Raw genomic sequence first — 23,252 nt, forward strand, 5'->3', positions numbered from 1 at the left:
ATGGCCAAGACCCAATCCCCTTGCATCGGCATCTGCACCTATCGGCGTCCCGGCCCGGCGGGGCTGCATTGCATCGCCTGCTCGCTGACGAAGACCCAGAAGGCGCTAGCGAAACAGGCGAAATCCAAGCCCGCGCGCGAGGCATTCATCGCCCTCGTGATGGCGCAGCAGGCCGCCATGGGGCGCTACGACCACTGGCGCGAGGCCTACATTGCGCGGGCCGCGAAGAAGGGGCGGCGCGCGGCGAAGGTCGTCAGGCGCGCGGGCTGAGGGCGCGACGGATCGTCGTACTGGGGGATATGGCGCGCTGGGGAGGATTCGAACCCCCGACCCCTTGATTCGTAGTCAAGTACTCTATCCAACTGAGCTACCAGCGCACTACGGGGCGGCAGATAGCCCCGGCGGCAGGCGAGAGCAAGGGCTTTCCGACCCGGCCTTACGCCCCGTCGAGTTCGCGCGGCAGGCGGATGCAGAACACCGTTCCGGCCTCGTCCGTCCGCTCCAGCGCCAGCTCGCCGCCATGCCCCCGGACCAGCTCCTGCGCGATCACGAGGCCGAGGCCCGTGCCCCCCTTTCGGACATTGCCCTGGAACGCCTGGAACAGGTTTTCCTGCGCGCGCGGCGGCAGGCCGGGCCCGGTGTCGCAGACGCGGATATGCCACGCCGTCGGATCTTCGGCGGCCTTTACCTCGATCACGCCTGGCTGGCCGGTGGCGGCGATGGCCTGGCGTGCGTTGCGGATCAGGTTGCCGACGACGCGGTACATCTGTTCGGGGTCGGCGCGGAACCACATGCCGGGCGGCGCATCGAAGCGGATGTCGATCTCGCCCGCCGCGAGGGCCTCGGCCTCGCAGACCTCCTCGAGGAAGGTCTGTGCGTCGATCCGCGTGAGAGCGGGCGGCGCCTCCTCGGCGCGCCCGAAGGCAAGCGTGCCCTCGGTCAGGTTCACCGCGCGGGTCAGCGAGTTCACGATCTTCGGGCCGACACGTTTGACGGTCGGATCGTCCACACGCTCCATCCGGTCGGCCAAGAGCGTGGCCGTCGTCAGGATGTTGCGTAGGTCGTGGCTGATCTTGGCGACCGCGCCGCCGAGCTGGGCCAGCCGCTCCTTTTGGCGCAGGTTTCCGGTGAGCTGGGTCTCGAGGTCGCGCAGCGTCGTCTCGGCCTCGTGCAACTCACGGATACCCGAGCGCGGCTCGATCACGCGACGCGCGTCCTCGGGCGCCTCCGCATAGCGCTTCATCTGCCCCACGAGCCCCCGGATCGGCAGCACCATCAACCGGCGAACGGCAAGGAATAGGAACACCGCAGTGATGATCGAAATAGCCAGCGACAGCATCAGGATGTTGATCCCGTAATCGATCATCGCGGCCCTGAGGTCGGTCGTATCGAGCGCCGCCTCGATCTGCATGCCACCGCCGCGCGCGGGCTCGGCGATGACCCGGATGACGTCGCCGCCCGGCATGAAGTAGCGGCTGACGGCGTCGCGGATCAGCACCCAAGCCGGCGGGTCGCGCAAATCGACGGTGCGGGAAACGGGGCCGGGCAGGTCCGAGGACAGCACTAGCTGGCGCATCGAGTCCCGCCGCAGCACGACGTTGAGGACGCCCGCGTTGTCCAGAAGCTCCGCCTCGACCTCGGGCGAAATCATCTCGGATGCGCCCAGAAGCGCCAGCGATGCGATCTGCGCGCGCTCCATCCGGTCGGTCAGGTAATCCAGGCGGAACCGCGCGATGGAGGGCACGAAGATCAAGACCTCGGCCAGCATCACGAAGATGACGGTGAGGATCAGGAAACGCCCGGACAGGGTGGTGAGCATGGTCGCGCCGTTCGTGGTTGCGATGCCGTTATGCCCCCTGCCCCGCCATCGGGACAGGGGGCGATGGCTCAGGGCAGGTATTTCTGGACAAAGCCCACGACCCGCTTGACCATGTCACTTTCGAAGAGGCGGGGGACGTAGTACTGACCCGCCACGCGCTTGGAGATTTCGCCTAAGGTGGGATAGGGCGCGACCATCGCGGCGACGGCCCCGATCTTGAGCTTGTTGGCCAGCACCAGCGCCCAAAGCCCGATCAACTCGCCAGCCTGTGCGCCCGCGATGGACGCGCCGACGGGGCGTCCCCTGACGACCATCACCTTGATCAGACCCTCGGTCTTGCCTTCGGCGATGGCGCGGTCGTTCTCGTGGTAGGGGAAGCGCAGCACCTCCAGCTTGTCGCCATGGGCCTCGCGGGCCTGCGCCTCGGTCAGCCCGACCTGCGCCAGTTCGGGATCGGTATAGGTGGCCCAGGGGATGTGATCGGTGCGCGCCTTGGCGGGCAGCCCGAAGAGGATCGGGCGGATCACGGTCGCGCCGTGGTAGCCCGCGACATGGGTGAACTGAAAGCCGCCCGCGACGTCCCCGATGGCGTAGACGCGGCGATTGGTCGTCCGTAGGTCCGCGCCGACCTGGATCGCGCGGTCATGGGCGATGCCCGCCTTCGCGAGGTCGAGCCGCTCGATATTGGCCTTCCGGCCCACCGCCATCAGGAGGTGCGTGCCCGCGAAATCACCCGACGATGTGTGGACCTTGATGGCGCCGGCCTTGCCCGACACCCGCTCGACCTGCGCGCCCTCGACGATCTCGATGCCTTCCTCGCGGAGCCGCTTCAGCACGACCTCGGCCATCTCGGGGTCGTCCTTGCCCATGGCCTTCTGACCTTCGAGCACCGTCACCTTGGAGCCTAGACGGACATGCGCCTGCGCCATTTCCATCCCGATGGGACCGCCGCCGACCACGATCAGGTGTGCTGGCTTCTCCATCAGGTCGAAGATCGTCTCGTTGGTCTCGAAAGGGACGTCCTCGAGCCCGTCGATGGGCGGCACGAGCGGCGAGGAGCCGGTCGCGATGACGACGCGGCGCGCCTTGATCCGGTAGGGTCCGGCCTCGACCGTGTCGGCATCGACGAAGCGGCCGTATTCGCGGATCACGCGGACACCCAGCCCCTCGAACCGCTCCTGGCTGTCGACGGGGGCGATGGTGGCGATGACGTCGTGGACGTGGCGCTTGGCGTCGGCATAGTCGACCTTCGGCTTGACCGGCGTCACCCCGAACTGCGCTCCATGGCGCATCGCGTGGGCCTGCTTGCCCGCCGCGATCAGCGCCTTCGAGGGGACGCAGCCGAAGTTCAGGCAGTCGCCGCCCATCTTGTGGCCTTCGAGAAGCGTGACGTCGGCGCCCATCTGGGTGGCGCCCGCGGCGAAGCTCAGCCCGCCGGAGCCCGCGCCGATCACCAGCACGTCGGTTTTGATCTCTTCCATGGCGGGCTCCTTCGCGCGCAGCAGTTCCTCGGGACGGGTCAGCGCGTTCATTGCTTCGCCCCCCGGATTTTCTTGATGACGATGGGGAGCAGCGCCAGAAGGGCCAGCCCGAGGATCGGCCCGAGGATCTGCGGCTCGAAGATGATGCCGAAATCGGGGGTCTCGCCGCGGGCGAAGACCTCGCCCAGCCCGGCGCCGACCCAAGTGTAGACGAGGCCGCCCGGCAGGATGCCGAAGAACGTGGTGGCCACGTATTTCACGAGGCCTACCCCGACGAAGGCGGGGATGAGGTTCGCCACGAAGAACGGCACGGCGGGCACGAGGCGCATCACGAAGAGATACGAGGTCTCGTCCTCGCGGATGCCGTCCTTGATCTTCTTCACGGCCCCGCCCGACGCGTCCATCCGCGCCGCGAGCCGGTCGCCGAGGCCGTATTTGGCGGCAAGGAAGATGATCGTCGCGCCGATGGTGGCCGCGCCCGCGTTGAAGAGGACCCCGGGAAAGAGCCCGAAGAGAAAGCCGCCCGTCAGCGTCGCGATCGCGGCGCCCGGCAGGCTGAAGGCGACGATGACGATATAGGCCGCCAGGAAGGCCAGCACCGTCAGGAGGTAGTTGGCGTCGCGGAACGCCAGAAGCGCCTCGCGGTTCTCGGCCAGCGCCTCGAAGCTGAGATAGTCGCGCAGGAAGAACGCCCCCGCGAGTGCCACCGCGCCGATGGCGGCGAGCGGCAGAAAGCGGGTCCAGCCCGCCTTGTCCTTGGTGTCGGTCATCGTCTGATCGGCCATGATATCCATCCGTTTGTCCATGGGCGCCGGCTGCGGCACCTCGCTTGGGATCCGACATGAACGGATGAAACGCGTCTGAATATCCCACCTCACGGGCACGTGTCGGCGCGTGTGGGGAAGCGCGCTTCGTGGGGCGATTGTTACAACCCTTGCGGCGCGCCCTGTAACAGCGCGGCCTTTCGCGCCCGCCTCGCCCGCCCTAGCATCGGCGCCGTGTCGGACCTCCTGATCCTCGATGATGCGCGCCTGCGCCCGACGCAGCCCGGCGAGGGCCGGGGCATGCGACAGGTGGCGGGCGTGTTCGACCGCGACGGCGCGCGCGTGGCTCTGGCCGAGATGCGGGCGCGGATCGGGGCGCTGACCCTGCCCGGTGCGGCCCCCGGCGGCGACCTGCCCCGGCGCACGGGCCGCTGGCTCTATGGCGGTATCGCCTACGGCCATTTCGGTCATGCGCTGATCTTCTCGCTCGCGCGGCTCTGGGCGCTCGAGCGGACCGATGTGGATGGCATCCTGTTTCTCGCGCGCGACGACCGGGGCGAGACGCGACCCGGCGCGACGGCGCACGTCGAGACGCTTCTGACGTGGCTCGGTATCGAATGCCCGGTCATCACGGTCGGCGCCCCCGAAACGGTGGAGCGCCTGGTCGTCCCGGCGCAGGGCGTCTCGACGGCAGCGGATCTCTTTGCGGGCACGCCCGCATGGCGCGACTTCATGGCCGCCCGGCTCGCGCGGATCGACGGGGCGCCGGAGAGGCCCGATCTCTATATCAGCCGGACGGGGATGGCGCCCGGCAAAGCGGGGCTTCTGTTCGAGGACCGGCTCGAAGGCTACATGGCCGCGCAGGGCTACGCCGTGTTCCATCCCCAGACCCGGTCGCTGTCCGATCAGGTCGCGTCCTACCGGGCGGCACGGCGGATCGTCGGGGTCGACGGCTCGGCGCTGCACCTGGCGGCGATGGCCGCCGGTCCCGGCACCCGCATGGCGATCCTCGCGCGGCGCGCGTTCTTCGCCGATGCCTTCGCGTCGCAGGCCCGCGCCTTCGGAGCCGAGGCCACGGCGATCGACGCGGTCCGCCGCGCCCACGCGCCCGCCGCACGGATCGCCGAGGGCAGCGCGATGTTCCACATGCTGGCCGAGCTGGACTTCCCCGCCGCAGAGGGCGCGCTGCGGGCCGCGGGCTTTCTCGATGCGGCGGGCGGCTGGTCCGATCCGGTGCCGAGACGCCTCGCCCGCCGCGTTGCGCGGGTGGGCCGGGCGCGGGGAACGCCCTACCTGCCCGTGCCCGACGCGACCCTTCGGCACGACCCGGCGGGTCCGCCCGAAACCCCGCCCGAGAGCGTTGACACCCCTGACGGGCTGACCTAGACGGCGGCTTCCAGTTTCCCCGGTCAGGGTCGCCCGATGCGAATCCCCGGCCCAACCCGTCGGAGTGAAGGCCATGAAGCGCACCTTCCAGCCCTCGAATCTCGTTCGCAAGCGCCGCCACGGCTTCCGTGCGCGCATGGCCACCAAGGCCGGCCGCAAGATCCTGAACGCCCGCCGCGCCCGCGGTCGGAAGTCGCTGTCGGCCTGAGCGCCGTCCATGGTTGACGAATGCCGGACGCCGGAGGGGTCGCCCCCTCCGGCGTCTTTGCGTGTGCTGACGGCGCGGCCCCAGTTCCTCGCGCTCAACGCCGCGCGCCGGGTCCCCGCGCCCGCGTTCCTTCTGCAGGCGCGCGATCGCCGCGACGACGACCCGGCCGTGGGGATCGGCTTCACCTGCTCCAAGAAGGTCGGCAACGCCGTCGCCCGCAACCGCGCCAAGCGTCGCCTGCGCGAGGTGGCGCGCCTCGTGCTGCCCGATGCCGCGCGGCCCGGTTGGGACTACGCCCTGATCGGTCGGCGGGACGCGACCGCCTCGCGCCCCATCGACGCCCTGACATCGGATCTGCGCGCGGCGCTGGCCAAGGCCCACCGATGAGCCTGGGGCCGGTCCCCCCGCCCGCCCCCAGCCCGGCGCGGTCCGCGTCATGAGCCCGCTCGCCCGCCTCCTCGCCCTGCCGGTCCACGCCTACCGCCTCGTGCTGTCGCCATGGCTCGGCCGCACCTGCCGCTTCGATCCGACCTGCTCGGCCTACGCGCTCCAGGCGCTCGAAAAGCACGGCGCGCTGAAAGGCGGATGGCTGGCCGCACGGCGCATCGCGCGCTGTCATCCCTGGGGCGGGTCGGGCATCGACGACGTCCCCGACTGACGGCGCCGATCCACCCAATCGCGATTGCCTGAAATTCGGGCTTTGGGATGGACCCGGTTTCGACTATGTCGCCCGTGGATGCCACGCGAACGAAGGAGGGCAACTATGATCGCATATCGCTACGCCCGCCGCCCGCTCGAGTGGTCCGGACGCGTCGCCGCAGGCTCGCGCCGAGGCTGACGACGCCCCGCCGTCCCGTCGGCCGGCCGCATCCAACCCCTGACCGATCCCGCCCCGATTGCCGCTGACGCGGCCCGCGTGCCGCGCCCGGTCTCCACCATCTCCACGCAAGAGGCCCCGGTTTCGACCGGGGATGAATCCATGACCGTATTGCGCCTGATCCCGCCCCCGCCGTCGCGCGACCTGATCGACGCCGCCATCGCCACGCATGGTGCGTCCCGCGTCCTGCGGGCGGCGCTGCGTGCGCTGCTGCACCGGCCCGCCCGCCCACCCGATGCGGGCCACCTGCCCGCGCATCTACGGCGGGATATCGGGTTGCCGCCCCTGCCGCCCGTGACCTCGCGCCCCTACCTGCCGCTGTGACCTCAGCGGATGCAGCGCCCATGGCGGCGCGCGCTCCGGGCCGCTAAGACGGCCCGGAGCGCATTCCCGGAGGCATCCATGCTGGACGAAGCCGACGACATCCACCCGCTGTTCCACGGCGCCCCCCGGACGACCGAGTTCCGCAAGCTGCGAAAGCGCATCGTCCGCGAGACGCGCGAGGCGATCGACCGCTACGGCATGGTCGACCGGACCGGCCCCCGCGCCCGCTGGCTGGTGTGCCTGTCGGGCGGCAAGGACAGCTACACACTGCTCGCGGTCCTGACCGAGCTGCAATGGCGCGGGCTCCTGCCGGTCGACATCCTGGCCTGCAACCTCGATCAGGGTCAGCCGAATTTCCCCGCCACGGTCCTGCCCGCGTTTCTCGAACGGATGGGTGTGCCGCATCGGATCGAATACGCTGACACCTATTCGATCGTGACCGACAAGATCCCCGCGGGGCGCACCTTCTGCGCGCTCTGCTCGCGGCTCCGGCGCGGCAATCTCTACCGTGTCGCGCGTGAGGAAGGGTGTTCGGCCGTCGTGCTCGGCCACCACCGCGACGACATCCTCGAGACGTTCTTCCTGAACCTGTTTCACGGCGGCAAGATCGCGACGATGCCCCCGAAGCTGCTCAACGACGAAGGCGACCTGCAGGTGCTGCGACCGCTGGCCCATGTCGCCGAGGCCGATTGCGAACGCTTCGCCGCCGCGCTCGACTACCCGATCATTCCCTGCGGCCTCTGCGGCAGTCAGGACGGCCTCCAGCGGCAGGCGATCAAGGCGATGCTCGACGGCTGGGAGGCGAAGGCGCCCGGACGCCGGGCGAAGATGTTCTCGGCGCTGGGGCAGGTGCGCCCGTCGCATATGCTCGACCCGGCGCTATTCGATTTCGCGGGTCTCGGCGGGACCGTGCCGGATGGGGATATCCCGGCGGACCGCGACAATTCGACGGACATTCCGCGGCTGCGTTAAGGTCGCGGTCACCCCGCGGCGTCTAGCTGGACCGACCCCAGCCGGAGACACCCATGTCGGACGCACCCGCCGTCGCACCCGATCGCACGCATCAGCGTCACCGGATTCGCAAGCGGTTGGCCCGGATAGACTGGATCTGGCTCTTTCCGGCGGTCGCCGCCATCGCCTGGGGCTTCGGGCTCGACGCGCTCGTCCTCGCCTTCGCCGTGGTGCTGCCGACGCTGATCGCGCTCGACCGTCAGCGAATGCCGCGCCGGCCCGCCGGGCTCGACGACGGCTACCCTATGGGTGCGCTGGTCCCCCGCAGCGTGCTCCAGCGCACTGTCGAGGAGGTTCTGGCCGATTGCGAACGGCGCGAACGCACGACGGCCGTCCTGCAGGTCCAGATCGACGATCTTCATATCACCGACGGGGAATGGGGCGCCGAAATCGCGCAGACGGTCATGGATCGCGTGGTCCAGCGCGTGGCGACGGCGTTGCGCGGCCAGGATATCGTCGTCCGGTCCGGCGATGACGGCATGACAATCGTCCTCAATCCGACGCGGCGCGCGGATCTCGACGTGGTGATGAACATCGTGGACCGGATCCAGGCTGCCGTGGCCGAGCCGATCTCGATCGACGGACGCTCGATCCGGGTGCAGTGCTGTATCGGGATCTGCAGCGCGGCCAGCGCACCCGCCCGCACCGGCGCGGCCCTTCTGGCGGCGGCGGATTGCGCGCTGCGCCTCGCCCGGCGCAGCGGCAGCGACGCGGTGCGGACCTTCACCCCCGACATCCAGGCCCGCGTCGAGACGGATCACCGTCTCGCCACCCAGATCGACGAGGCGCTGGATCACGGCCAGATCAGGCCGTGGTTCCAGCCCCAGATCGACACACGGACCGGTGCGCTCTCGGGCTTCGAGGCACTGGCGCGTTGGGACCACCCCGAACTCGGGATGCTCTCGCCGGGCGACTTTCTCGCGGCCGTCGGGGCCGCGGGCCGGTCCGCCGACATGGGCGACCAGATCCTGCGCGCCAGCCTCGAGGCCCTGCGCCTCTGGGACGACGCGGGCATCGCCGTGCCCTGCGTCGGCGTCAATATCTCCCTCGAGGAGCTGGCGGATCCACGTCTGGCCGAGCGCATCATCTGGCAGCTGGATCGCCACGATATCGCGCCAACGCGCATCGCCATCGAGATCCTCGAAACGGTCACCCTGCGCGAAGGCGACGAGACCATCGTCCACAACATCGAGACGCTTCGCGCGGCGGGCTTCCGCCTCGACCTCGACGATTTCGGAACGGGTGCGGCCTCGATCGCCCATATCGCGCGCTTCGGCGTCCACCGCATCAAGATCGACCGAAGTTTCGTATCGGGCCTCGATGCCGATGCGGACAAGCGCCGCATCGTCGCGGCCATCCTCGGGCTCGCGCGCCAGCTCGACATCGAAACCCTGGCCGAAGGCGTCGAAACCCCCGAGGAACAGGCCGTGCTGGCCGGCCTCGGCTGTCCGCATATCCAGGGCTTCGCCGTGGCCCGCCCGATGCCGCTGTCGGACACGGTGACCTGGGCGCTCGCCCGACCGCTCGACGGGAACGGCGCCCTGCGCGGGATGGAGCCTCGGGGGACGGCCTGACCGCGACGCGGAGGGGCCAGCGGCGACCGTCCAACCCGGTGTCGGAGGCGCACCGACCGGGTCATCCGCGAACCGACGCAGCGAGGCGTCCGCGAGGAACCTGGCCGGAGCGCGCCCCGCACGGCTGGCTCCCTGCCGCGAGGTCGGGGTGACCTGCCCCGATGTCGCGGCGCGTGCTCGGGCCACCCATCAGCCGTTGCTCCTCGGCCAGTCCGACGCGTCTGGACCGAGCTATACGCGGGCACAAGCCGAACGGGGGCATCATCACGGACCGAAACCGCGGGCCGCTGCACCGGCGCGGCCGACGGCATCGTCCGCCGCTATCGATATCGGCGACGGCACAGGGCCTTGCCCCAGGCGACGCCATCACCCCGGAGACACGTGCCGGCGCCAAATGCAGCCGCACCGCCGGGCCTGTTTACCGCCAGCCCGCGATGTACCGTCGCGGCCCTTCCCTGTTCCGCCCGACCCCGCGCCTGCGCCCTTTCGCCTTGACTGTCCCGCCCCGCCTCTGTTGAACGGCCCGCAATCCCGACATCGCGCGCGACAGGCCTCCCATGGATGACCAGAACAAGAACCTGATCCTCGCGACCGCGCTCTCTGCGCTGGTCCTTCTGGTCTGGTTCTTCCTCTTCCCGCCCGAGCAGCAGGCTCCGACCGTGGCCGAGGTCGACACCAATGACGGCATCGCGCAGCCGATCGACGGCGCGCTGACGCCGCCCCCGGCCAGCGGCGGCACCCTGGCCGCCACGCCGGGCGCCGTCGCCGTGACCCCCGCCGAGAGCCGCGAGGCCGCTCTTGCAGCCACGGCCCGGATCGTCGTCGACACGCCCCGGCTGACCGGCTCGATCTCGCTGGCCGGGGGGCGGCTCGACGACCTCGCGCTCAAGGACTACCGCGAGACGCTGGACGACGATTCCCCGATCGTGACGCTCCTGACCCCTTCGGGCAGCGGCGACGCCTATTACGCGCTGCACGGCTGGGTGCCCGGCGGCGCGCTGACATTCGACGACGTGCCGACCGCAACGACGCAATGGAGCGCGCCCGCCGGGGCCGTGCTGACGCCCGAGACGCCCGTGACGCTGCGCTGGGACAATGGCGGCGGCCTTGTCTTCACCAAGACGATCGCGGTCGATGACGACTACATGTTCAGCGTCGCACAGGCCGTCGAGAACACCACGGGCGCCCCGGTGCGGCTGGCGCCCTATGGCCTGATCGCGCGGCATGGCGAGCCCGAGACGGTCAACTTCTTCATCCTGCACGAGGGCGTCGTCGCCCGGTCCGACGGCGAGCTGGCCGAGCTCGATTACGACGACGTCACCGATCTCGACGCGGTGCCCGCCGAGGGCGGCCGGGTGCAGATCACCGAAGCCTCCGAGGACGGCTGGATCGGCTTCACCGACAAGTACTGGATGACGACCCTGATCCCCAGCGCGGGCGTCCCCTTCACCGAGGTCGTCAAATATGTCGACAGCGCCGATATCTACCAGACCGAGACGCGCCTGCCGCCGCGCACCGTCGAGCCGGGCCAGACCTCTGTCTCGGAAAGCCGCCTGTTCGCGGGGGCCAAGGAATGGGCCACGATCCGCGCCTATCAGAACGACCCGGAGACCGGCGTTGCGGGCTTCATCGACTCGATCGACTGGGGCTGGTTCTATTTCCTGACCAAGCCGATCTTCGCCGCGCTCCACTGGCTGAACGGCGTGATCGGCAACATGGGGGTGGCGATCATCGTCCTGACCCTCGGGATCAAGGCGATCCTGCTGCCGCTGGCCTACAAGTCCTACGTCTCGATGGCCCGCATGAAGGAGCTTCAGCCCGAGATGGAGAAGCTCAAGGAAAAGGCGGGCGACGACCGCCAGAAGCTCCAGCAGGGGATGATGGAGCTCTACAAGACGAACAAGGTGAACCCGGCCGCGGGCTGTCTGCCGATCCTCTTGCAGATCCCGATCTTCTTCAGCCTCTACAAGGTGATCTTCGTCACGCTCGAGCTGCGCCATGCGCCGTTCTTCGGCCCGTTCCAGGACCTCAGCGCCCCCGACCCGACGTCGATCATGAACCTTTTCGGCCTTCTGCCCTTCGCCGGCCCCGAGCCGGGCAGCATCCTGGCGCTGGTCTTCATCGGCATCCTCCCGCTTCTGCTGGGCATCTCGATGTGGCTGCAGCAGAAGTTGAACCCGGCGCCGACCGATCCGACGCAGGCGATGATCTTCGCGTGGTTGCCCTGGGTCTTCATGTTCATGTTGGGCAGCTTCGCGTCGGGCCTCGTGGTCTACTGGATCGCGAACAACACGATCACCTTCATCCAGCAATATTCGATCATGCTGTCCCACGGCTCGAAACCCGATCTCTTCGGGAACATCCGGTCGAGCTTCAAGAAGAAGCCAGCGGCCGAACCGGGCGTGGGTCCGAAGGCCAAGCCCGTGAAATCCGAAGCCGCCAAGGCAATCGCCGAGGGGGCGTCGAACGACCCCAAGGCCCCCGCCACATCCAAGCCCGGCCCGACACCCCGCCGGAGCCGGCCGCGCAAGGACCGCAAGCCGGAGCCGAAGTGACGCCGACGCTCGCCTCCATCTGGCGGCACCCGATCAAGGCCGTCGGGCGCGAGGCCATGGACGCGGCCACTCTGACCGCCGGTGCCACGTTGCCGGGCGACCGCCTCTGGGCCGTGGCCCACGAAGCCTCGTCGGCCGGGGACGACACCTGGTCCCGCTGTGCCGCCTTCATCCGCGCCGGATCGTCGCCTGCGCTGATGGCGATCGAGGCGCGGACCGAGGGCGCGATCGTCCACCTGACCCATCCCGACCGCTCGCCGCTGGCCGTCGACCCGGAGGCGGAGGGCGCGGCGCTGGTGGAATGGCTCGACCCGCTCGTGGCCGACGGCCGCGCACGCCCGGCCCGCATCGTCCGTGCGCCCGCCGGGCACGGCATGACCGATACGTCGCAGCCCACGATCTCGCTGGGCAACCTCACCAGTCACCGCATCATCGCGCAGCGGCTGGGTCGCGACCTGTCGCTCCACCGCTGGCGCTGCAATCTCTGGGTGGACGGGCTCGCCCCGTGGGAGGAGTTCGACCTGATCGGGCGCGAGTTCCGCATCGGCGCGGCGACGCTTCGGGCGACCGAACGGATCGAACGCTGCGAGGCGACCTCGGCCAACCCCGAGACGGGACGCCGCGACGCGGACCTTCTGTCGGTTCTGGACGCATTCGGGCATCGCGACTTCACCATTGCCCTCGCGGTCGTCGCGGGCGGGCGGATTGCAGTCGGCGACGCGGTGACCTTGCCGTGACCGGACCGGATCCGGAGACCCTCGCGCCCATGGCGCCGGCCTATGACGGCACGATTTTCCTGCGTCCGCTGGCCGGAGACCGCGGAAACGTCACCGTCGGACGCTACAGCTATTACGACGATCGCGACGGCACACGGGACTTCTTCGACCGCAACGTGCTGCACCATTACGATTTCATCGGCGACCACCTGACCATCGGTCCGTTCTGCGCCTTCGCCCATGGCACGCGCATCGTCATGAACGGCGGAACCCATGCGATGGACGGGTTCAGCACCTTCCCGTTCAATATCTTCGGCCACGGCTGGGAGGTCGGATTCGACCCCGCGAGCTGGGAGGCCGGGCGCAAGGGCGACACCGTGATCGGCGCCGATGTCTGGATCGGCGACCACGCCACCATCATGCCCGGCGTCACCATCGGGGCGGGCGCCATCGTCGCGGCCGGGTCCATTGTCACGCAGGATGTCGCGCCCTACGCGGTCGTCGCGGGCAATCCCGCGCGCGAGGTGCGTCGGCGCTTTGACGCGGCCACGGTCGATCGACTGCTGCGGGTTGCGTGGTGGGACTGGGACGTGGCACGGATCACCCGGAACCTCGACGCCATCCGCGGCGCCGACATCGCCGCACTCGAGGCCGCCACGTGACACGCCTGCCCTTCCCTGTCGCCGACGCGCCCGACCCCCATGCCGAGGAGACGGGCCGCAAGCTCTTCGCCACCGGTGGCGAATTCCTCAAGGGCGTCGTCGCCATGTCCGGCATGCCCCCCGCCGACCGGGTCGAGGTCTGCTTCGCGGGGCGCTCCAACGTTGGCAAGTCCACCCTGATCAACGCGCTGACCGGACGGCGGTCGCTGGCCCGTGCCTCGAACACGCCGGGCCGCACGCAGGAGATCAATTTCTTCACCCTCGCCGACAGCCACTACCTCGTCGACCTGCCGGGCTACGGCTTCGCCAAGGCCCCGAAGCCCGAAGTCGCCAAGTGGCAGGCGCTACTGAAGTCGTATCTCTCCGGACGTCCGAGCCTGCGCCGCGCCTTCGTCCTGATCGACGCGCGTCACGGCGTGAAGGCCGTCGACGAGGAGATCATGTCCCTGCTCGACGCCTCGGCCGTGACCTTCCAGACGGTGCTGACGAAGGCCGACAAGGTGAAGGAGGAGGCACGCGCCGCGGCCCTCGACCAGACGCGCGAGGCGCTGGCCAAGCATCCGGCGGCGTTTCCCGAACTGATCGTCACCTCGAGCGAGAAGGGTTGGGGCATCCCGACCCTGCGCAGCACGATCGCGCATATCGCGTGAAAGCGCGGGATTCGGCGACGCGCTTGCGATAAGGCTGTCGGAACACCCGGAGCCGCCCCCATGAAGACCCGAGACGACATGACCCGCGACAACGCCGCCATCGCCCGCACCCTCAACGAGGCCCTGCCCTACCTGACCCGCTACGACGACGCCGTCGTGGTCATCAAGCTCGGCGGACACGCCATGGGCTCGGATGACGGCATGGCCAGCTTCGCGCGGGACGTGGTCCTGATGCGCACGGTCGGCATCAACCCGGTGATCGTCCATGGCGGCGGCCCGATGATCAACCAGCTCCTGGAGCGGCTGGGCGTCAAATCCGAATTCGTGCGCGGCAAGCGCGTCACCGATGCCGAGACGATGCGCGTTGTCGAAATGGTCCTCGCGGGCGAGGTCAACAAGCGGATCGTGCAGGCGATCAACACCGCCGGCGGGCGCGCCGTCGGACTGACCGGCAAGGATGCCGACATGATCACCTGCGAGCAGACCGACCCTGATCTCGGCTTCGTCGGAACCCCGTCCGAGGTCGATGCCCGCCTGCTCCACAGCCTCTTCCGCGACGAGATGATCCCCGTCATCGCGCCCATCGGCACGGGCCGGAACGACGAGACGTTCAACATCAACGGCGACACGGCGGCCGGGGCCATGGCGGCCGCGCTGAACGCCGACCGGCTCCTCCTCCTGACGGACGTGGCCGGCGTGAAGGACGCCACCGGCAAGGTGCTGACGGCGCTGACGGCGGCACAGGTGCGCGCGCTGACCGACGAGGGCGTCATCGCGGGCGGCATGATCCCCAAGACCGAAACGGCGCTGGCCGCGCTCGAGGGGGGCACGCGGGCCGTGGTCATCCTCGACGGACGGGTGCCGAACGCCGTGCTGCTCGAGCTCTTCACCGAACACGGCGCGGGCAGCCTGATCCGGCTGGCCTGAGGTGGCGCGCGGGCCTTCGACGGTCCAGAAATATGCCAGAGAGCGCGAGAGGCGGCGCCTCTCGCCGGGACGGACGGGGCTCGATGCCCCGGACGGGCCGGGCTCTCAGCGGTCGATGCCCTTGCGCACCCGGCGAACGGCCCACCAGACCGCAAGGACGACGGGCACCACCACGGCGGCCATCACCATCTCCTTGGACCAGCCCATCCGCACGCCCAACGGGTAGAGCAGCGACGCCACCAGCCCCAGCGCGTAATAGCTGATCGCGACGACCGACAGGCCCTCGACCGTCTTCTGGAGGCGAAGCTGCGCCGCCGATCGCTCGTCCATCGAGCGCAGGAGCCGCGCGTTCTGATCGGCACGGTCGACATTGACCCGCGTCGACAGAAGGTCCCCCGCCCGCTTGGCCCGCTCGGCCAGCGCCTCCATCCGCCGCTGCACGCTGCGGCAGGTCCGCATCGCGGGATCGAAGCGGCGCATCATGAATTCCGCGAAGGTCTGGCGCCCGCCGAACCGCTCCTCGCGCAGCACCTCGATGCGCTGTTGGACCAACGCCTCGTAGGCTTCCATCGCGCCGAAGCGGAACGAGGAGCGCGCGAGCATCGTCTCGAGATCGGACCCGATTGTCAGCAGCCCGCTCAGCGTCTCTTCGGTCTGGCTCCGCCCCTCGCGCAGTCCGCCGACCAGCTCGGACAGCGTGCCGTCCATGACACCCAGATCGGCCGAAAGCGCGCGCGCCCGCGGCAGGGCCAGCATCGCCATCGTCTTGTAGGTCTCGATCTCCGTCAGGCGCTGCACGATCCGCCCGACCCGCCGCTGGCCGGTCTCGGCCGTGGTGAAGACGGCGAAGCGGACATGGCCGTTCGTGTCGATGCGAAAATCCGATGCGATCGTCGCCGATCCGTCGAGGACCCGGCTGCACGCCAGGCTTTCGGGCACGAACCACTGGTCCAGCTTCGGCGCGATCTCATCGTTCGGGGTCTCCGCCTCGACCCGGATCAGGGCCGAGGTGACCCGCACCCCCGGGGCTTCGGCCAGCCAATCGGCCGGAAATACCTCGAACATGCGCCCGTCGAACGGCTGATCTGCGACGCCGTCGGAAAAGAGCGTGTAGGTCACGAACTCCGTATGGCTTTCCCATTTCAGCCGATGCTTCCCGAGCTGGCCGAAGAAATGCGTGGCTCCAGGCGCGGGCCGCTGGGCCCCGAACCGGTCGAGCAGCGCGTCGAGATGCGCCCGGTCGAGGCTGCGGTCGCGGGTCGCGGCATCGGTCTCGCGCTTGATGGCGACGAACGCCGCGCGACACGGGGCCGTCAGCGCCGGGAAGGGCCGCGCATGCAGCTCGTTGGCCAGTTCGTAACGACGGGGGTGATCGGTCAGCATGGGGGGTCCAGCTAGCACCCCGCGCCGGGCTGCCAAGCGGACCGCGCGGTATGCCGGTGCATGGCGGCTTTCAGGTCACGGCCTGCCGGGCGTGGAATTCCGGCCGGTCCCAAGCGCGCTGGTCCATGATCGCGGCCAAGTGGTCGACGGCGGCGTCGACCTCGGTTTCGCCGATGAAGAGCGGCGTGAACCCGAAGCGCAGGATGTCGGGCGCGCGGAAATCGCCGATCACGCCCCGCGCGATCAGGGCCTGAACGATGGCATAGCCCTCGGGATGGCGCAGGCTGACCTGGCTGCCGCGCGGGACATCCACGGCAAGCGCGGGGACGAGGTCGGGGCACCGAGTCGCCACGCCCTCGGCGAAGCGCGCCGAGAGGCCCAGCGACCGCGCCCGGATGGCGGCCATGTCGACCCCGTCCCAGACGTCCAGCGCCGCGTTCAGCGCGGCGAGTTGCAGGACCGGCGGCGTGCCGACGCGCATCCGCTCGATCCCCGCGCCGGGGCGGTAGTCGAGGTCGAAGGCGAACGGCGCGGCATGACCCAGCCAGCCCGAGAGCGCGGGCCGAACGGCATCCTGAAGGTCGGGGCGGACATAGACGAAGGCGGGCGCGCCCGGTCCCGCGTTGAGATACTTGTAGGTGCAGCCCACGGCGAAATCGGCACCCGCACCGGCAAGATCGACCTCGTGCGCGCCGGCCGAATGGGCCAGGTCCCAGACCGTGACGATGCCCGCCGCCTTGGCCCGACGGTCGAGCCCGGCGATGTCGTGCAGCCGCCCGGTCCGATAGTCGACGGTGGTAAGCATCAGCACGGCGACCTCCTCCGTCAGGGCATCGGCCACGTTCTCGGGCGCAACGACCCGCAGGGTCCAACCGTCGCCCAGCGTCGCGATCAGGCCCTCGGCCATGTAGAGATCGGTCGGAAAATTGCCGCTGTCGGACAGGATCACGCGACGGCCGTCGCCCGCCATGTGGATCGCCGAAGCCAGCGCCTGATAGACCCGGATCGAAAGCGTATCGCCGCAGGTCACCGACCCCGACGCGGCCCCGATCAGCCGCCCGATCCGGTCGCCCAGCCGGGTGGGCCAGCCCATCCAGCCCTCGCCGCCCGCGCCCGCGTTCCAGCCCCGGATCAGAAGCCCCGACCATTCGCCCAGCACCCGCTCCATTGCGGCGGGCACGCCCATCGGCATCGGCCCCAGCGAATTGCCGTCGAGATAGATCACCCCGTCGGGCAGCACGAAGCGGTCCCGAAGTGCCTGCCAGTCCATCAATATTCCCCTCCGGCGATCTGGATCGCCTGCCCGTTCACCGAGCGTGCCGCGTCCGAGCAGAGCCATAGAGCGGCGGCTGCGACCTCGTCCACCTCGATCAGGCGGCGATGGGGATTGAGGCCCACCATGACGTCGCGCGCGTCAGCATCCGACATGCCCGTCCGCGCGCTGATGCGGTCGACATTCTGGTCGATGATGGCGGTGTCGACATAACCGGGGCAAAGCGCGTTGAAGGTCACGCCGCGCCCCAGATGGTCCGCCGCAAGCCCCCGGATCAGGCCGATCATGCCGTGCTTCGACGCGGTATAGGCCGCGGCCCCCTTCAGGCCCTTCAGCCCCGCAATGGACGAGACCGCGATGACGCGGCCCCACGGTTCCATGTCGGGAAGGCAGGCGCGGATCGTGTGGAACGCGCCGTCGAGGTTGATCGACATGATACGCCGCCACATCTCGGCGTCGGTCTTCGGGATCGTCGCGCCCTCGGCGATGCCGGCATTCGGCACGCAGATCGTCACCGGCCCGTTCCGGTCGCGCGCCGCGGCGATGCCGGCCACGACCGACGCCTCGTCGGACACGTCCATCTCGACGGGATACGCGCCCTGCACCTCGGCCAGCGGCGCCGCCCGGCGGCCGGTCACGGTGACTGCCGCACCCTCGGCCAGCAGCGTCTCGGCGATGGCGCGGCCGATGCCCGTGCCGCCGCCGGTCACCAGCGCGTGGCGCCCCTCCAGTGTCTTCCCCAAGGGCAACCTCCTTCGCGCAAGATAATGTCGTGACGTGGCGGCTGGCCTTGAGGAAGGTTGCAGCCGGCTATATGGACGCACAGCACGTCACGCCCCGGGGAGAACATGCAATGAAGATCGGCGCACCGAAAGAGGTCCAGCCCGGCGAGAACCGCGTCGCCATCACACCGGAGAGTGCGGGGCATCTCCAGAAGCTCGGCCACGAGGTGCTGATCGAGAGCGGCGCGGGCGAGGCGGCGGGCTTCACCAACGAGGCCTATCGCGCAGCCGATGTCGAGGTCGTCAAGACCGGCGCGCAGGTCTTCAAGCTGGCCGACGTGATCGTCAAGGTGCAGCCGCCCTCCGAGACCGAGGTCAAGCGGCTGGCCCATGGCAAGACCCTGATCTCGTTCTTCTATCCCGGCTCGAACGAAGCGCTGATGGAGATGGCGCGCGACAAGGGCGCCAGCGTGGTCGCGATGGACATGGTCCCCCGCATCAGCCGCGCGCAGAAGATGGACGCTCTCTCGTCCATGGCCAATATCGCGGGCTATCGCGCTGTGATCGAGGCGGGCAACAATTTCGGCCGGTTCTTCACGGGGCAAGTGACGGCGGCGGGCAAGGTGCCCCCGGCCAAGGTCCTCGTCGTCGGCGCGGGGGTCGCGGGCCTCGCGGCCATCGGGACGTCGACCTCGCTCGGGGCCATCACCTACGCCTTCGACGTTCGCCCCGAGGTGGCCGAGCAGATCGAATCGATGGGCGCCGAGTTCGTCTATCTCGAATTCGAGGACAGCGAGCTGCCCGACGGCGCCGAGACCGGCGGCTATGCCCCGCCATCCAGTCCCGAGTTCCAGGCCAAGCAGCTCGAGAAGTTCCGCGAGCTGGCGCCCGACATGGACATCGTCATCACCACCGCGCTGATCCCCAACCGCCCGGCGCCGGTGCTCTGGACCAAGGACATGGTCGAGGCGATGAAGCCCGGCTCGGTCGTCGTCGACCTCGCCGCCGAGCGCGGCGGCAATTGCGAGCTGACCGTCAAGGACGAGAAGATCGTCACCGAGAACGGCGTCACCATCGTCGGCTATACCGACTTCCCCAGCCGCATGGCCGCCCAGTCGTCCACGCTCTACGGCAACAACATCCGCCACATGATCGCCGACCTGACCCCCGAGAAGGACGGACAGGTCGTGCACAACATGGAAGACGACGTCATCCGGGGCGCGACCATCGCGCATTCCGGCGAGACGACCTGGCCGCCGCCGCCGCCCAAGGTCGCGGCCATCGCCGTCCAGAAGAAGGACAAGCCCAAGGAGCTGTCGCCCGAGGAGAAGCGCGCCGCCGAAGTCGCGGCCTTCCAGTCCGAGACGAAGTTCCAGGTCGGCCTCCTGGCCGTCGGCGGGGCGCTCCTGCTGCTCGCGGGGCTCTATACGCCGGCCAGCTTCATGCAGCATTTCATCGTCTTCACGCTGGCCTGCTTCGTGGGCTTCCAGGTGATCTGGGGCGTCGCGCATTCGCTGCATACGCCGCTGATGGCTGTCACCAACGCCATCTCCTCGATCATCATCCTAGGCGCGCTCCTCCAGATCGGCAGCGGCTCGTGGCTCGTGATCATCCTTGCCGCGCTTTCGGTCTTCATGGCCGGGATCAACATCTTCGGCGGCTTCCTCGTGACACGGCGCATGCTCGCCATGTTCCAGAAGTCGTAAGGGGCACGCATCATGGAACTCGGATTCACCAACGCGGCCTATGTCGTCGCAGGCGTCCTCTTCATCCTCTCGCTCGGCGGTCTGTCGAGCCAGGAAAGCGCCAAGCGCGCGATCTGGTACGGCATCGTCGGGATGGCGCTGGCCGTCGTCGCGACCATCGTCGGGCCGGGCGCGGGGCTCTGGCCCCTGTCGATCATCCTGATCGGGCTCGGCGGGGCGATCGGCTACCTGCTGGCCACGCGCGTCCAGATGACCCAGATGCCCGAGCTCGTGGCCGCGATGCACTCGCTCGTGGGCCTCGCGGCGGTCTTCGTGGGCCTCAATGCCCATATCGAGATCGGACGCGTCGCCGCGGCCTTCGCCGAGGCTGGCCTTCCCTTCCCGCGCGGCTACGCCGAGGCCCCGGACGTGGCGCTGGCCTCGGCCCTCGTGGTCGACCAATTCCGCGGCTTCGGCACGGTCGTCGCCAAGAAGATCCCGGTCGAGATCACGATCCTGCAGATCGAACTGGCCCTCGGGGTCTGGATCGGCGCGATCACCTTCACGGGTTCGGTCGTCGCCTATGGCAAGCTGTCGGGCAACTCGAGCCTCCTGCCGTTCAAGATCGACACGGCGGCCAAGAAGCTGCCGGGCGGTCACGCATTGAATGCGGCGGCGGCGGCGATCTCGGTGATCTGCCTCATCTGGTATCTCGGATCGGGCAGCGCCCTGGCGCTCGCGATCCTGACGCTGGCCGCGCTCTTCATCGGCTACCACCTCATCATGGGGATAGGCGGCGCGGACATGCCGGTCGTCGTCTCGATGCTGAACAGCTACTCGGGCTGGGCCGCTGCCGCGATCGGCTTCTCGCTGGGCAACGATCTTCTGATCGTGGTCGGCGCGCTGGTCGGCTCCTCGGGCGCGATCCTCAGCTATATCATGTGCAAGGCCATGAACCGGTCCTTCGTCAGCGTGATCCTGGGCGGCTTCGGCGGCCCCGCGGGCGAGCAGATGGCGGTCGAGGGCGAACAGGTCGCCATCGACGCCGACGGTGTCGCCACCGCGCTGAACGAGGCCGACAGCGTCGTTATCGTGCCGGGCTACGGCATGGCGGTGGCGCAGGCGCAGTCGGCGGTGGCCGAACTGACCCGCAAGCTGCGCGCCAAGGGCAAGAACGTGCGCTTCGCGATCCACCCGGTCGCAGGCCGCCTGCCCGGCCACATGAACGTGCTTCTGGCCGAGGCCAAGGTGCCTTACGACATCGTGCTCGAGATGGACGAGATCAACGACGACTTCCCCGACACCGACGTGGTGATCGTCATCGGCTCGAACGACATCGTGAACCCCGCCGCGCAGGACGATCCGAACTCCCCCATCGCGGGGATGCCGGTGCTGGAGGTGTGGAAGGCCAAGCAGGTCTTCGTATCCAAGCGCGGTCAGGGAACCGGCTATTCGGGGATCGAGAACCCGCTCTTTTACAAGGACAACACGCGGATGTTCTACGGCGACGCCAAGGCCTCGCTCGACACGCTGATGCCCAAGATCGACTAGCGGTCGGCCTCCAAGGCGTCGAGCATGATGCCCTGGAGCGCGCTTTGCAGTTCCGTGGAGCGCTGCCGCACTTCGGCCAGTGCCGCGCGCGCCGCGGCGGGATCGTAGGGTTCGGCCTCGGCGGCGGTCACGAAGGCCCGACGCGCCTCGGCCACCGCCATGAGCGGGGCGCGCACTTCGTCCCGCCGGTCCCGGATCGCGGCCCGGACGGCACGACGCTCGGGGCGCGGCAGGGCGACGTTCTCGAGATTGTAGTCGGCGCGGAAAGACAACATGGCCCAGACCGCGCCCAGCGCCACCGCGTTCAGCAGAAGCGACAGCGCCAACACGACGCGCAGCCCGATCCGAATGGCGCGCTCCGACCTCATGGCATGACCCCGCCGCCCGTCGCGATGCTCTGGAGAAGATCCACCGGGTCGAAGGCATAGGCGGCCAGAACCGTCGCCCCGACCAGCAACCCGAGGAACAGGATGACGATCAGGGCCGCCGGTTCCGGTCCCCCACGCGCGGGCCCCGGAAGCGGTCGACCCGGCGGCGCGGCGGTGCTTGCTCGGCGGACCAGCCCGTCGAGCGTTCCGCGATCCCGTTCACCCGTCATGCCGTTTGCCCTCCCCGCTCAGCACGTCGCGCAGGCGCCGCCGCGCGCGCACCAGAAGCTGCTCCACCGCCCCGTTCGACAGCCCCATCGCCGACCCGATCTCCGCCGTGCTGAGCCCGGCCACGACCGACATCAGAAGGGCCATGCGCTGCCGATCGGGCAGATCGTGGATCACGGCGCGCGTCCTGTCCACGTCGCTTCGCGCCATCGCCACCCGCTCCGGCCCCGGCGCATCGGAGGCCAGCACGTTGCCCAGCGGCTCGAGGCCGACCACCTGCCGCAGGCGGCGGCGGCGCAGCGCATCGCGGCCCTTGTTGCGCGCGATGGCATAGATCCACGATAGCGCGCTGCCCCGCGCGGGATCGTACCGCGCGGCGGATCGCCAGATCGCAAGGAAGACATCCTGCGTGCAGTCGCGGGCGGCGTCATCGGACCCCAGGAAGCGCGCGAGGAACCCGGTCATCGGCGCCCCGAGCAGGGACATCAGGTCGTCCAGCGCCCCCGCCTCCCCCGCCGCGAGTGCGGCGAGGGCGGCCTGGGCCCGCGTCTCCGTCTCGGTCGCCTCTGCCAAGCCGCCCCCTCCGGTTCGCCCCAGCATCCACGGCCCCGCCCGCCGGGGCCAGCCTCGTCTTCGGCCGGGCCGCCCTCAGCGCGTGCGCGTGACGGTTCGGGTTTCGGTGTTGCCGCGGGGTCCGGTCCGCTGGGTGACGACCGTGCCGGAGGCCGGGCTGGAAACGCGGGTCCGATCCCGCAGATAGGTCCGGCCCTGTGCGTCGGTCAGCACCGTGCTGCCTGTCGCGCCGCTCCGGTTGCCCGACCAGGTACGGTCGCGCAGGAACACGCGCCCCTCGCGGCCCGTGATGGTCGATGTCGCGACGCAATCGAGCGTGCCGTCGCCGCTCGGGGCGCAGCTCCGGTCGGTGACGACGCTGCCGCCGTTGGAGTTGGTCACGGTCACGGTCTGGGCCTGGGCCGCCGCACCGATCAGAAGGGCAGTGGCCCCGATGAAGGTCGATCTGAGCATGTCATGTCCTCGCCTGGGGGTCGCGCCGCGACCCGGTTGGATGGTCCCGACCCACGCATCGA

General features: G+C 69.5%; 25 protein-coding genes and 1 tRNA gene. 15 read left to right on the top strand and 11 right to left on the bottom strand.

Annotation, left to right across the window (positions count from 1 at the left end):
- On the top strand, nt 1-270 hold the full coding sequence (locus ACK8OR_RS14165) for a DUF1289 domain-containing protein (RefSeq protein ID WP_410190065.1): 270 nt from the start codon (nt 1-3) through the stop codon (nt 268-270).
- Between the two features lie 30 nt (nt 271-300).
- On the opposite strand, the gene ACK8OR_RS14170 is transcribed toward ACK8OR_RS14165, so the two are convergent.
- The 4 genes from ACK8OR_RS14170 to ACK8OR_RS14185 form a co-directional block, all read right to left on the bottom strand.
- Nucleotides 301-377, bottom strand: a tRNA-Arg gene (locus ACK8OR_RS14170).
- A gap of 59 nt (nt 378-436) precedes the next feature.
- A complete protein-coding gene (locus tag ACK8OR_RS14175) occupies nt 437-1,819 on the bottom strand; it encodes a sensor histidine kinase (RefSeq protein WP_410190066.1) in 1,383 nt (460 codons plus the stop codon).
- 68 nt (nt 1,820-1,887) lie between these two features.
- On the bottom strand, nt 1,888-3,300 hold the full coding sequence (locus tag ACK8OR_RS14180; protein WP_410190690.1) for a dihydrolipoyl dehydrogenase family protein: 1,413 nt from the start codon (nt 3,298-3,300) through the stop codon (nt 1,888-1,890).
- A gap of 47 nt (nt 3,301-3,347) precedes the next feature.
- The gene (locus ACK8OR_RS14185) at nt 3,348-4,085 is read right to left on the bottom strand and encodes a TVP38/TMEM64 family protein (RefSeq protein WP_410190067.1); all 738 of its coding nucleotides are present in this window, start codon (nt 4,083-4,085) and stop codon (nt 3,348-3,350) included.
- Between the two features lie 213 nt (nt 4,086-4,298).
- Here ACK8OR_RS14185 and ACK8OR_RS14190 point away from each other — a divergent pair, with 213 nt between their 5' ends.
- From ACK8OR_RS14190 to argB, 12 genes are all read left to right on the top strand, one after another.
- Nucleotides 4,299-5,450, top strand: coding sequence for a glycosyltransferase family 61 protein (locus ACK8OR_RS14190; protein WP_410190068.1), 1,152 nt, complete (start codon nt 4,299-4,301; stop codon nt 5,448-5,450).
- A 73-nt stretch (nt 5,451-5,523) separates the two neighbouring features.
- The gene (gene rpmH / locus ACK8OR_RS14195; protein WP_012177012.1) at nt 5,524-5,658 is read left to right on the top strand and encodes a 50S ribosomal protein L34; all 135 of its coding nucleotides are present in this window, start codon (nt 5,524-5,526) and stop codon (nt 5,656-5,658) included.
- Between the two features lie 9 nt (nt 5,659-5,667).
- Complete coding sequence (rnpA, locus tag ACK8OR_RS14200; protein WP_410190069.1) at nt 5,668-6,045, top strand: ribonuclease P protein component; 378 nt, start codon at nt 5,668-5,670, stop codon at nt 6,043-6,045.
- Between the two features lie 49 nt (nt 6,046-6,094).
- The gene (yidD, locus tag ACK8OR_RS14205) at nt 6,095-6,316 is read left to right on the top strand and encodes a membrane protein insertion efficiency factor YidD (RefSeq protein WP_298430297.1); all 222 of its coding nucleotides are present in this window, start codon (nt 6,095-6,097) and stop codon (nt 6,314-6,316) included.
- Between the two features lie 321 nt (nt 6,317-6,637).
- Nucleotides 6,638-6,859: a hypothetical protein gene (locus tag ACK8OR_RS14210; protein WP_410190070.1), complete on the top strand. Its 222-nt coding sequence runs from the start codon at nt 6,638-6,640 to the stop codon at nt 6,857-6,859.
- 78 nt (nt 6,860-6,937) lie between these two features.
- The gene (gene ttcA / locus ACK8OR_RS14215; protein WP_410190071.1) at nt 6,938-7,831 is read left to right on the top strand and encodes a tRNA 2-thiocytidine(32) synthetase TtcA; all 894 of its coding nucleotides are present in this window, start codon (nt 6,938-6,940) and stop codon (nt 7,829-7,831) included.
- A 53-nt stretch (nt 7,832-7,884) separates the two neighbouring features.
- Nucleotides 7,885-9,444, top strand: a complete 1,560-nt coding sequence (locus tag ACK8OR_RS14220) for a putative bifunctional diguanylate cyclase/phosphodiesterase (protein ID WP_410190072.1) — start codon at nt 7,885-7,887, stop codon at nt 9,442-9,444.
- 557 nt (nt 9,445-10,001) lie between these two features.
- Nucleotides 10,002-11,999 (top strand): membrane protein insertase YidC, encoded by a 1,998-nt coding sequence (gene yidC, locus ACK8OR_RS14225; RefSeq protein WP_410190073.1) that lies wholly within the window; start codon nt 10,002-10,004, stop codon nt 11,997-11,999.
- Complete coding sequence (locus tag ACK8OR_RS14230; protein WP_410190074.1) at nt 11,996-12,736, top strand: MOSC domain-containing protein; 741 nt, start codon at nt 11,996-11,998, stop codon at nt 12,734-12,736. Before yidC ends, ACK8OR_RS14230 begins: the two co-directional genes overlap by 4 nt.
- Nucleotides 12,733-13,377: a CatB-related O-acetyltransferase gene (locus ACK8OR_RS14235; protein WP_410190075.1), complete on the top strand. Its 645-nt coding sequence runs from the start codon at nt 12,733-12,735 to the stop codon at nt 13,375-13,377. The genes ACK8OR_RS14230 and ACK8OR_RS14235 overlap by 4 nt, the downstream gene beginning before the upstream one ends.
- A complete protein-coding gene (gene yihA / locus ACK8OR_RS14240; RefSeq protein ID WP_410190076.1) occupies nt 13,374-14,027 on the top strand; it encodes a ribosome biogenesis GTP-binding protein YihA/YsxC in 654 nt (217 codons plus the stop codon). The genes ACK8OR_RS14235 and yihA overlap by 4 nt, the downstream gene beginning before the upstream one ends.
- A gap of 60 nt (nt 14,028-14,087) precedes the next feature.
- On the top strand, nt 14,088-14,954 hold the full coding sequence (gene argB / locus ACK8OR_RS14245; RefSeq protein WP_410190077.1) for an acetylglutamate kinase: 867 nt from the start codon (nt 14,088-14,090) through the stop codon (nt 14,952-14,954).
- A 105-nt stretch (nt 14,955-15,059) separates the two neighbouring features.
- On the opposite strand, the gene ACK8OR_RS14250 is transcribed toward argB, so the two are convergent.
- From ACK8OR_RS14250 to ACK8OR_RS14260, 3 genes are all read right to left on the bottom strand, one after another.
- Nucleotides 15,060-16,337 (bottom strand): DUF3422 family protein, encoded by a 1,278-nt coding sequence (locus tag ACK8OR_RS14250; RefSeq protein ID WP_410190078.1) that lies wholly within the window; start codon nt 16,335-16,337, stop codon nt 15,060-15,062.
- A 70-nt stretch (nt 16,338-16,407) separates the two neighbouring features.
- A complete protein-coding gene (gene kynU, locus ACK8OR_RS14255; RefSeq protein ID WP_458363908.1) occupies nt 16,408-17,610 on the bottom strand; it encodes a kynureninase in 1,203 nt (400 codons plus the stop codon).
- Nucleotides 17,607-18,353 carry an SDR family NAD(P)-dependent oxidoreductase gene (locus ACK8OR_RS14260; protein ID WP_410190080.1) on the bottom strand — a complete coding sequence of 249 codons (747 nt, stop codon included), beginning with the start codon at nt 18,351-18,353 and terminating at the stop codon, nt 17,607-17,609. Before ACK8OR_RS14260 ends, kynU begins: the two co-directional genes overlap by 4 nt.
- A gap of 110 nt (nt 18,354-18,463) precedes the next feature.
- Between ACK8OR_RS14260 and ACK8OR_RS14265 the strand changes: the two genes are divergently transcribed.
- A complete protein-coding gene (locus ACK8OR_RS14265; protein WP_410190081.1) occupies nt 18,464-20,038 on the top strand; it encodes a Re/Si-specific NAD(P)(+) transhydrogenase subunit alpha in 1,575 nt (524 codons plus the stop codon).
- A 12-nt stretch (nt 20,039-20,050) separates the two neighbouring features.
- Nucleotides 20,051-21,568, top strand: coding sequence for an NAD(P)(+) transhydrogenase (Re/Si-specific) subunit beta (locus tag ACK8OR_RS14270; protein ID WP_410190082.1), 1,518 nt, complete (start codon nt 20,051-20,053; stop codon nt 21,566-21,568).
- Here the strand turns inward: ACK8OR_RS14270 and ACK8OR_RS14275 are convergent.
- The 4 genes from ACK8OR_RS14275 to ACK8OR_RS14290 form a co-directional block, all read right to left on the bottom strand.
- Complete coding sequence (locus ACK8OR_RS14275) at nt 21,565-21,936, bottom strand: periplasmic heavy metal sensor (protein ID WP_410190083.1); 372 nt, start codon at nt 21,934-21,936, stop codon at nt 21,565-21,567. The genes ACK8OR_RS14270 and ACK8OR_RS14275 overlap by 4 nt on opposite strands.
- Complete coding sequence (locus ACK8OR_RS14280; protein WP_410190084.1) at nt 21,933-22,166, bottom strand: hypothetical protein; 234 nt, start codon at nt 22,164-22,166, stop codon at nt 21,933-21,935. Before ACK8OR_RS14280 ends, ACK8OR_RS14275 begins: the two co-directional genes overlap by 4 nt.
- The gene (locus ACK8OR_RS14285; protein ID WP_410190085.1) at nt 22,156-22,737 is read right to left on the bottom strand and encodes an RNA polymerase sigma factor; all 582 of its coding nucleotides are present in this window, start codon (nt 22,735-22,737) and stop codon (nt 22,156-22,158) included. Before ACK8OR_RS14285 ends, ACK8OR_RS14280 begins: the two co-directional genes overlap by 11 nt.
- Nucleotides 22,738-22,812: 75 nt before the next feature.
- Entirely contained in the window at nt 22,813-23,190 is a 378-nt protein-coding gene (locus ACK8OR_RS14290; RefSeq protein ID WP_410190086.1) for a hypothetical protein, read from the bottom strand.
- Between the last annotated feature and the right edge of the window lie 62 nt (nt 23,191-23,252).

The organism is Jannaschia halovivens, assembly GCF_046452375.1.
GTDB classification, from domain to species: domain Bacteria; phylum Pseudomonadota; class Alphaproteobacteria; order Rhodobacterales; family Rhodobacteraceae; genus Jannaschia; species Jannaschia halovivens.

Excerpts from the sequence above, each read along its gene's own strand:
- argB (WP_410190077.1), top strand. The coding sequence starts at position 14,088 with ATGAAGACCCGAGACGACATGACCCGCGACAACGCCGCCATCGCCCGC.
- rpmH (WP_012177012.1), top strand. The coding sequence starts at position 5,524 with ATGAAGCGCACCTTCCAGCCCTCGAATCTCGTTCGCAAGCGCCGCCAC.
- ACK8OR_RS14175 (WP_410190066.1), bottom strand. The coding sequence starts at position 1,819 with ATGCTCACCACCCTGTCCGGGCGTTTCCTGATCCTCACCGTCATCTTC.
- ttcA (WP_410190071.1), top strand. The coding sequence starts at position 6,938 with ATGCTGGACGAAGCCGACGACATCCACCCGCTGTTCCACGGCGCCCCC.
- yidD (WP_298430297.1), top strand. The coding sequence starts at position 6,095 with ATGAGCCCGCTCGCCCGCCTCCTCGCCCTGCCGGTCCACGCCTACCGC.
- ACK8OR_RS14265 (WP_410190081.1), top strand. The coding sequence starts at position 18,464 with ATGAAGATCGGCGCACCGAAAGAGGTCCAGCCCGGCGAGAACCGCGTC.
- ACK8OR_RS14220 (WP_410190072.1), top strand. The coding sequence starts at position 7,885 with ATGTCGGACGCACCCGCCGTCGCACCCGATCGCACGCATCAGCGTCAC.
- ACK8OR_RS14180 (WP_410190690.1), bottom strand. The coding sequence starts at position 3,300 with ATGGAAGAGATCAAAACCGACGTGCTGGTGATCGGCGCGGGCTCCGGC.
- ACK8OR_RS14210 (WP_410190070.1), top strand. The coding sequence starts at position 6,638 with ATGACCGTATTGCGCCTGATCCCGCCCCCGCCGTCGCGCGACCTGATC.
- ACK8OR_RS14275 (WP_410190083.1), bottom strand. The coding sequence starts at position 21,936 with ATGAGGTCGGAGCGCGCCATTCGGATCGGGCTGCGCGTCGTGTTGGCG.
- ACK8OR_RS14270 (WP_410190082.1), top strand. The coding sequence starts at position 20,051 with ATGGAACTCGGATTCACCAACGCGGCCTATGTCGTCGCAGGCGTCCTC.
- yidC (WP_410190073.1), top strand. The coding sequence starts at position 10,002 with ATGGATGACCAGAACAAGAACCTGATCCTCGCGACCGCGCTCTCTGCG.
- ACK8OR_RS14165 (WP_410190065.1), top strand. The coding sequence starts at position 1 with ATGGCCAAGACCCAATCCCCTTGCATCGGCATCTGCACCTATCGGCGT.
- rnpA (WP_410190069.1), top strand. The coding sequence starts at position 5,668 with ATGGTTGACGAATGCCGGACGCCGGAGGGGTCGCCCCCTCCGGCGTCT.
- ACK8OR_RS14280 (WP_410190084.1), bottom strand. The coding sequence starts at position 22,166 with ATGACGGGTGAACGGGATCGCGGAACGCTCGACGGGCTGGTCCGCCGA.
- ACK8OR_RS14290 (WP_410190086.1), bottom strand. The coding sequence starts at position 23,190 with ATGCTCAGATCGACCTTCATCGGGGCCACTGCCCTTCTGATCGGTGCG.
- ACK8OR_RS14250 (WP_410190078.1), bottom strand. The coding sequence starts at position 16,337 with ATGCTGACCGATCACCCCCGTCGTTACGAACTGGCCAACGAGCTGCAT.
- ACK8OR_RS14185 (WP_410190067.1), bottom strand. The coding sequence starts at position 4,085 with ATGGCCGATCAGACGATGACCGACACCAAGGACAAGGCGGGCTGGACC.